Origin of the sequence: Nocardia aobensis NBRC 100429 (assembly GCF_000308375.1) — a bacterium.
Classification (GTDB): Bacteria; Actinomycetota; Actinomycetes; order Mycobacteriales; family Mycobacteriaceae; genus Nocardia; species Nocardia aobensis.
In genome coordinates this window covers 1-6,615 of record NZ_BAFQ01000119.1, presented here as the reverse complement: position 1 = coordinate 6,615, position 6,615 = coordinate 1, and the positions used below count along the sequence as shown (strand labels likewise).

Sequence of the window (6,615 nt, the reverse complement as noted above, 5' to 3'; positions counted from 1 at the left end):
CGGGCGCGGTCGTCGCACCCGAGTGGCCTCCCGTAAGGCTGCCGAGCGGCAGCGCCGGCGCCGGAATCTGGTCGTTCTGGGCTGCGTGTTCGTCGTCCTGTTCGTGGTGGCCGGTGGCTACGCCGGATACAAGTTCATCCGTTCCATGGGCGGACCGGAGGATTTCGACGGATCGCCCGGCACGCTGGCCGTGGTCCAGGTGCACACCGGTGACACCGCCGAACAGATCGCCCAGACCATGGTCGAGAAGGGGGTCGTGCGCAGCAGCGGGGCCTTCTATCAAGCGGCCATGCGCAATTCGGGCATCACGTCGGTGCAGCCGGGCTATTACGCGGTGCCGACGCACAGCAAGGGCGTCGACGCGGTCGCGGCTCTGCTGAAGAAGACTTCCCGGGTGGGCAATGTGGTGGTCTCCGAAGGGCGGCGGCTGCACGACTCCACCGATGTGAACACCGGCGCCCGCAACGAGGGCATCTACCGCAAGATCGCCGACGCCAGTTGCGTCGGGACCGGTGCGGACAAGAAGTGCGTGACCTACGAACAACTCGATGCCGCCGGGGCCACCGCCGACGCGACCGCGCTGGGCGTTCCGGCCTGGGCCGTCGACGCCGTGCGCAAGGTGCCCGATCGCACCCGCCAGCTCGAGGGGATGATCGCCGCGGGCGCCTGGGATTTCGATCCGTCCGGCACGCCCGAGCAGATTCTGGCGCAGCTGGTGAGCGAGAGTGCCGCGGGCTATGAGACGACCGGACTGCTGCAGTCGGGGGCGACGAACAAACTGAATCCGTATCAGACGCTGATCGCGGCCTCGCTGGTCGAACGGGAAGCGTTGCCGCAGGACATGACGAAGGTGGCGCGGGTGATCGTGAACCGGCTCGCGGTCGATCAGCCGCTGCAGCTCGATTCCACGGTCAACTACACCCTCGACCGCACCGAGGTCGCCACGACTGACGCCGACCGCGCCCGCAAGACCCCGTGGAACACCTACGCCATGCCGGGGCTGCCGGCCACACCGATCTCCTCACCGTCGCTGGATGCCCTGCGCGCGGTGGAGAGTCCGGCGCCGGGACCGTGGCTGTACTTCGTCACCGTCGACAAACAGGGGACCACGATGTTCACCGAGAGCTACAGCGAACATCTGCGCAATATCCAGCGCGCCCAGCAGAGCGGAATTCTCGACAGTGGCCGATAACGGAACGGGGTCGCCGGCATCGGGACGCAAGGCCGCGGTGCTGGGCAGCCCGATCGCGCATTCGCGGTCACCGCAACTGCATCTGGCCGCCTATCGGGCGCTGGGTCTGGACTGGACCTACGAGCGCATCGAATGCACCGGCGAGCAACTGCCCGGCCTCGTCGACGGGCTGGATTCGGACTGGGTCGGGCTGTCGGTGACGATGCCGGGCAAGGTCGCGGCACTGAATTACGCCGGCGAGCGGACCGAGCGTGCCGTTCTGGTCGGCTCCGCCAACACCTTGGTGCGCACGGCGAGCGGGTGGCGAGCCGATTGCACCGATGTGGACGGCGTGCGCGGCGCGCTGCAGGGCGGAGGCGTGGAATCGGTGCGCCGCTCGGTCGTGCTCGGAGCGGGCGGCACCGCGCGACCGGCACTGCTGGCGCTGTCGGAACTCGGCGCCGAGACTGTCACCGTGGTCGCGCGCGACGCCGAGCGGGCCGAGCCGACTCTCGCCCTGGCCCGGCAGCTCGGGATGGCGACGGAGTTCTCCGATTTCGACGCCGATCGGGTGCGCACGGCGTGTGCGCGCGCCGACGCGGTGGTCAGCTCGGTACCGGCCGCCGGTGCGGCGGTGGTGGCCGACGCGGTCGCGGCGGCGCCGGTGGTGCTGGACGCGATCTACGACCCGTGGCCGACGCCGCTGGCTACGGCCGTGCGGCGCGCGGGACATACCGTCATCAGCGGCTTGCAGATGCTGTTGAATCAGGCTTACGGCCAGGTCGAACAGTTCACCGGCCGGCCCGCACCGCGGGCGGCGATGGCAGCGGCTCTGGATCGTCGCGACTTCTAGAACGGGTTCCAATTCGATGACGTCACAACACAGGCTAAGGTGATCGACATGAATTCGTGGGTGTTGCGCGCCATAGTCCTCGGTGCGCTGACCGTCGTACTGCGAACCCTGCTGGGTTTCGGCATGATCTACTCGCCGACCAACGGCTCGTGGATGCGCATCCTGTGCTTGATCGTGCTGGTCGTCGCGGGCGTGGCCTGGGGGCTGATCGACGGTCGCAGTGATCGGCGGGCCAATCCCGATCCGGAGCGCGGCGGTGCCGACCTCACCATGCGCTGGCTGAAGGCCGGCGTGGTCGGTGGTGTGGGCAGCGGGCTGGTGGCGTGGCTGCTGGATTTCGTGCCGAAGTTCGACCTCGGCGACAACGGTCTGCTGTTCGAGTTGACGGCCGGTGCCTCGTTCATCGTGCTGATGATCTTCATTCCGGCGATGGTCGGCGTGGCGATCGGCCGCTTCCTGGTGGGACGGGATCGACGCAAGAGCGAATCCTCGGTGCCGCCGGCGGCGGCCTCCCCGGCCTGAGCGCCGACTGATCGGCTCATCCGGGCCGCGGATCGTCTCCGCGGCCCGGATTTTCGTGTCCTAGAGCAGAATTCCGCCGGCGGGGCTGTCCTCGCGGGCGATGGTCGCGTAGGCCGCAGCCAGCAGCGACGGGTCGGGACCCTCCAGGCGTCCGGGTTTGGCCAGACCGTCGAGAACGACGAATCGAAGAATGCCCGAGCGGGTCTTCTTGTCGGTCTGCATACTTTCCAGCAGCTGCGGCAGTGCGTCGGCGTCGTAGGTGGTCGGCAGGCCGACGCTCTCCAGGATCGCGCGATGGCGATCGGCGGTGGCGTCGTCGAGGCGCCCGGCCAGCCGGCCGAGTTCGGCCGCGAAGACCAGACCCACCGACACCGCCGCGCCGTGGCGCCACCGGTAGCGTTCCCGGCGTTCGATCGCGTGGCCGAGGGTGTGCCCGTAGTTGAGGATCTCGCGCAGGCTCGCCTCCTTGAGGTCGGCGGCCACCACATCGGCCTTCACCTGGATCGCGCGGCGGACCAACTCCGGCAGCACATCGCCCTTCGGGTCCAGGGCGGCGGCGGGGTCGCGTTCGATCAGATCGAGAATGACCGGATCGGCGATGAATCCGGCCTTGATGATCTCGGCCATTCCCGCGACGATCTCGTTGGGCGGCACCGTTTCGAGGGTGACCAGATCCACCAGTACGGCCGATGGCTCGTGGAAGCAGCCGACCAGGTTCTTGCCGGCCTCGGTGTTGATTCCGGTCTTGCCGCCGACCGCCGCATCGACCATCGCGAGCAGTGTGGTCGGCACGTGGACGACCTTCACCCCACGCATCCAGGTGGCGGCGACGAAGCCGGCCAGATCGGTGGCCGCACCTCCGCCGAGGCTGATCACGACGTCCTGCCGGGTCAGGCCGATGCGGCCGAGCACCTCCCAGCAGAAGCCCGCGACCGGGAGATCCTTACCTGCCTCGGCGTCCGGAATTTCGATGCGATGCGCGTCGAGGGGGTCACCGTGCGGGCCGACGGCCTGCTCGGCCAGCGCCTGCCGCACCACCTCCGCGGTCTCGGTCAGCGGCGGCTGATGGAAGATCGCCACCGTCCGCACTCCCGGATGGCGGGCGACCTGCTCGACCAGTTCGCCCAGCAGCCCCCGGCCGATGATCACCGGATACGGATCGGCGGTACGGACCTCGATGCGGGTGGGCTCGCTCATGTGTGCTGCTCCGATTCCTCTAGTGCTCGTCGTGTGCGTGCCCGGCGGGCGCGGGCGCGCCGGGACCGACCGGCCCCGGCTGTCGCATCGTGCGCGGTCTGCGCGGCGTCACCCGCGAGATGTGCGGCGGGCGAAGGTGTTTCGTCGGCTGCGTGCGCCGGCCGTGCCTCCGTGCCGGAGCGGACCGGGCGCGCCGGTTCCGGATGCGGTGCCGCGGTCGCGCCGGGATTGTGGCTCGTGCCGGGAGGCCCGGCGGCGCGGGTGGCGGTGCGGCGCACCCGTCCGGGCCGTGCATTCGGCTGTGCGGCAGGAGGTTTCGCGTCCGCACTGCCCGGCGCCCGTTCGGAGGTGACGGTGGGGCGGTCCGGGGCCGGCCCGATGGGCGCCGTCTCGGGCGGGGTGCCGGTCCGGTTGCGGGAGTGCCGGCGACCGCCGCGGCGGGAACGCCGTGCTCGGCGCCGCGGCTGAGTGCGGTCGGTCTCGGGCGAATCCGTTTGTGCGGCTTCGGTTTCGCCGGATGTGGTGGTGGGCTGGGTGGCGTCGGCCGCGGCGCGCGTGCGGCGACGGCGCCCCCGGGAACGGGAGCGGCGAGTGCCGGTGGGTTCGGTACTCGTCGAATCCGGTTGCGGCGCCGGGGTTTCGGTCGGTTCGACGCCGAGTTTGGCCAGAATGGCACGGACGACGCGGCCGGGGCTGCGGCCGTCGGTGCGAATCCGGATGGAGGCCACCTCGCGGTAGAGCGGGCGCCGCACGCGCATCAGTTCGCGATATTTCGCGCTCGGATCGTCGCCGTTGAGCAGCGGCCGATTCGTCGACGCCCCGGTGCGGCGCAGTCCCTCGGACACGCTGATCTCCAGGTACACCACCGTGCGCCCGCGCAACAACTCTCGCGTGGCCGCGGACAGGATCGCGCCGCCGCCGAGGGAGACGACGCCGTGTTCGGCGAGAATCGCGCGGCGTACGACGCGCTCCTCGATGCGCCGGAATTCCGGTTCGCCGTCGGTGGCGAAGATGTCGGGGATGCTACGACCGGTGTCCTGTTCGATCCCGGCGTCGGTGTCGTAGAGCGAGACGCCGAGTTCGCGGGCGAGTTTGCGCCCGATCGTGGACTTACCGGCACCGGGCGGGCCGATGAGGATCACGCTGGGCCGGCTGGGGTCGCTGCGAACGATCACGACGGCTGTCCCGGGCGCCGGACCCGGGCGGTGCCGCGCGCGGGATCAGCCATTCATGCCTCCGACGCCACGACGCCCGGGATGTGCGGGCGGGTCTGGACACGCTTCTGGTACGTCGTGAGGTTGTCGACGGTCTCGGCGAGGGAATCGCCGCCGAACTTCTCCAGCACGGCCTGCGCGACCACGAGCGCCACCATGGCCTCGGCGACGACGCCGGCGGCGGGCACGGCACAGACGTCGGAGCGCTGATGGATGGCCACGGCCTCGTCACCGGTGGCCATGTCCACGGTGGACAGCGCGCGCGGAACGGTGGAGATGGGCTTCATCGCCGCGCGCACGCGCAGGGCTTCGCCGTTGGTCATACCGCCCTCGAGGCCACCGGCGCGGTTGGTGGAGCGCAGCACCCCGTCGGGGCCGGGACGCATTTCGTCGTGGGCGGCGCTGCCGCGACGACGTGCGGTCTCGAATCCGTCGCCGACCTCGACACCCTTGATGGCCTGAATGCCCATCAGGGCCGCGGCCAGCCGCGAATCCAGGCGCTGTTCGCCGCTGACGAACGACCCCAATCCGACCGGCAGTCCGGTGACCACGACCTCGACGACGCCACCGAGGGTGTCGCCGTCCTTCTTGGCCGCCTCGATCTCGGCGATCATCGCGGATTCGGCCTCGGGATCGAATGCGCGGACCGGGCTGGCGTCGACAGCCTCGAGATCGGCGGCGGTGGGCACGAAACCCGGGCGGGCCGCCGCGGTGCCGATCGAGACCACATGGGAGACGACGTCGACGCCGAGGGCCTGGCGCAGGAACTGCCGGGCCACCGTGCCGGCGGCGACCCGGGCGGCCGTTTCGCGGGCGCTGGCGCGTTCGAGCACGTTGCGGGCGTCGTCGAAGCCGTACTTGAGCATCCCCGAGTAGTCGGCGTGGCCGGGGCGCGGGCGCGTCAGCGGAGCGTTGCGGGCCAGTTCGGCCAGTTCGGCCTCGTCGACGGGGTCGGCGGCCATGACCTCGGTCCACTTGGGCCATTCGGAATTGGCGATCTCGATCGCGACCGGGCCGCCCATGGTTCTGCCGTGGCGGATACCGCCGATCACGGTGACCTTGTCGGCCTCGAACTTCATCCGCGCGCCGCGTCCGTAGCCCAGTCGCCGCCGCGCCAGTTGCGCGGCGATATCGGCCGAGGTCACCTCGACACCGGCCACCATCCCCTCGACGATGGCGACAAGAGCGGGACCATGAGACTCACCAGCAGTAATCCAGCGCAACACGACCTCCATCTTTCCACGTCACAACGGTTCCCCGGACATCGGTGTCCGCGCGGCTACACCGTGGGCCACAGTGCCGCAACGGTAGCCAGGCACATCGCGGGCCCGTGTGGCACGGTGATCGAGGCGCCGAACACACCGCGACGACGGTTCGAATCGCGGGGCGCGGCAGGGTGGTCGCCGGAAGGCGCGGGCCCGATCGCGGTGCCGTCCCGGACACGCGCGAACAGCCTGCCGCCGCCGGCGTCGCCGGCGGCGGCGCGAGCGGCCACACCTGCCGCGACCAGCACGCCGATCCCGGCCGAGGCGGTCAGCAGGGGCGCTCCGATCGCGGCCCACACCCAGCAGGACGGTCCTCCGCACGCCGCGGCCGCACCGGTGCCGAGCGCCAATTTCACATCTCCGGCCCCGCACGCCGCCGGAGCGATCAGATGC

The 6,615-nt window shown here is 70.5% G+C and carries 5 protein-coding genes and 2 pseudogenes; 3 read left to right on the top strand and 4 right to left on the bottom strand.

The window, feature by feature from the left end:
- The 3 genes from RJ03_RS15195 to RJ03_RS15185 all read left to right on the top strand — a co-directional run.
- A partial coding sequence (locus tag RJ03_RS15195) for an endolytic transglycosylase MltG (protein ID WP_036502753.1) occupies positions 1-1,192 on the top strand: 1,192 nt, incomplete at its 5' end.
- Positions 1,182-2,024, top strand: coding sequence for a shikimate dehydrogenase (locus RJ03_RS15190; protein WP_036502741.1), 843 nt, complete (start codon positions 1,182-1,184; stop codon positions 2,022-2,024). The genes RJ03_RS15195 and RJ03_RS15190, both read left to right, overlap by 11 nt.
- A 48-nt stretch (positions 2,025-2,072) precedes the next feature.
- On the top strand, positions 2,073-2,546 hold the full coding sequence (locus RJ03_RS15185) for a B-4DMT family transporter (RefSeq protein WP_036502750.1): 474 nt from the start codon (positions 2,073-2,075) through the stop codon (positions 2,544-2,546).
- A gap of 60 nt (positions 2,547-2,606) precedes the next feature.
- On the opposite strand, the gene aroB is transcribed toward RJ03_RS15185, so the two are convergent.
- The 4 genes and pseudogenes from aroB to RJ03_RS35030 all read right to left on the bottom strand — a co-directional run.
- Entirely contained in the window at positions 2,607-3,743 is a 1,137-nt protein-coding gene (gene aroB, locus RJ03_RS15180; RefSeq protein WP_036502738.1) for a 3-dehydroquinate synthase, read from the bottom strand.
- 656 nt (positions 3,744-4,399) lie between these two features.
- Positions 4,400-4,915, bottom strand: a pseudogene (locus tag RJ03_RS38405) (shikimate kinase); the annotation flags it as partial.
- 56 nt (positions 4,916-4,971) lie between these two features.
- Complete coding sequence (gene aroC, locus RJ03_RS15170; protein WP_083870839.1) at positions 4,972-6,192, bottom strand: chorismate synthase; 1,221 nt, start codon at positions 6,190-6,192, stop codon at positions 4,972-4,974.
- A 44-nt stretch (positions 6,193-6,236) separates the two neighbouring features.
- Positions 6,237-6,615: pseudogene (locus RJ03_RS35030) on the bottom strand (hypothetical protein); the annotation flags it as partial.

Excerpts from the sequence above, each read along its gene's own strand:
- RJ03_RS15185 (WP_036502750.1), top strand. The coding sequence starts at position 2,073 with ATGAATTCGTGGGTGTTGCGCGCCATAGTCCTCGGTGCGCTGACCGTC.
- aroB (WP_036502738.1), bottom strand. The coding sequence starts at position 3,743 with ATGAGCGAGCCCACCCGCATCGAGGTCCGTACCGCCGATCCGTATCCG.
- aroC (WP_083870839.1), bottom strand. The coding sequence starts at position 6,192 with ATGGAGGTCGTGTTGCGCTGGATTACTGCTGGTGAGTCTCATGGTCCC.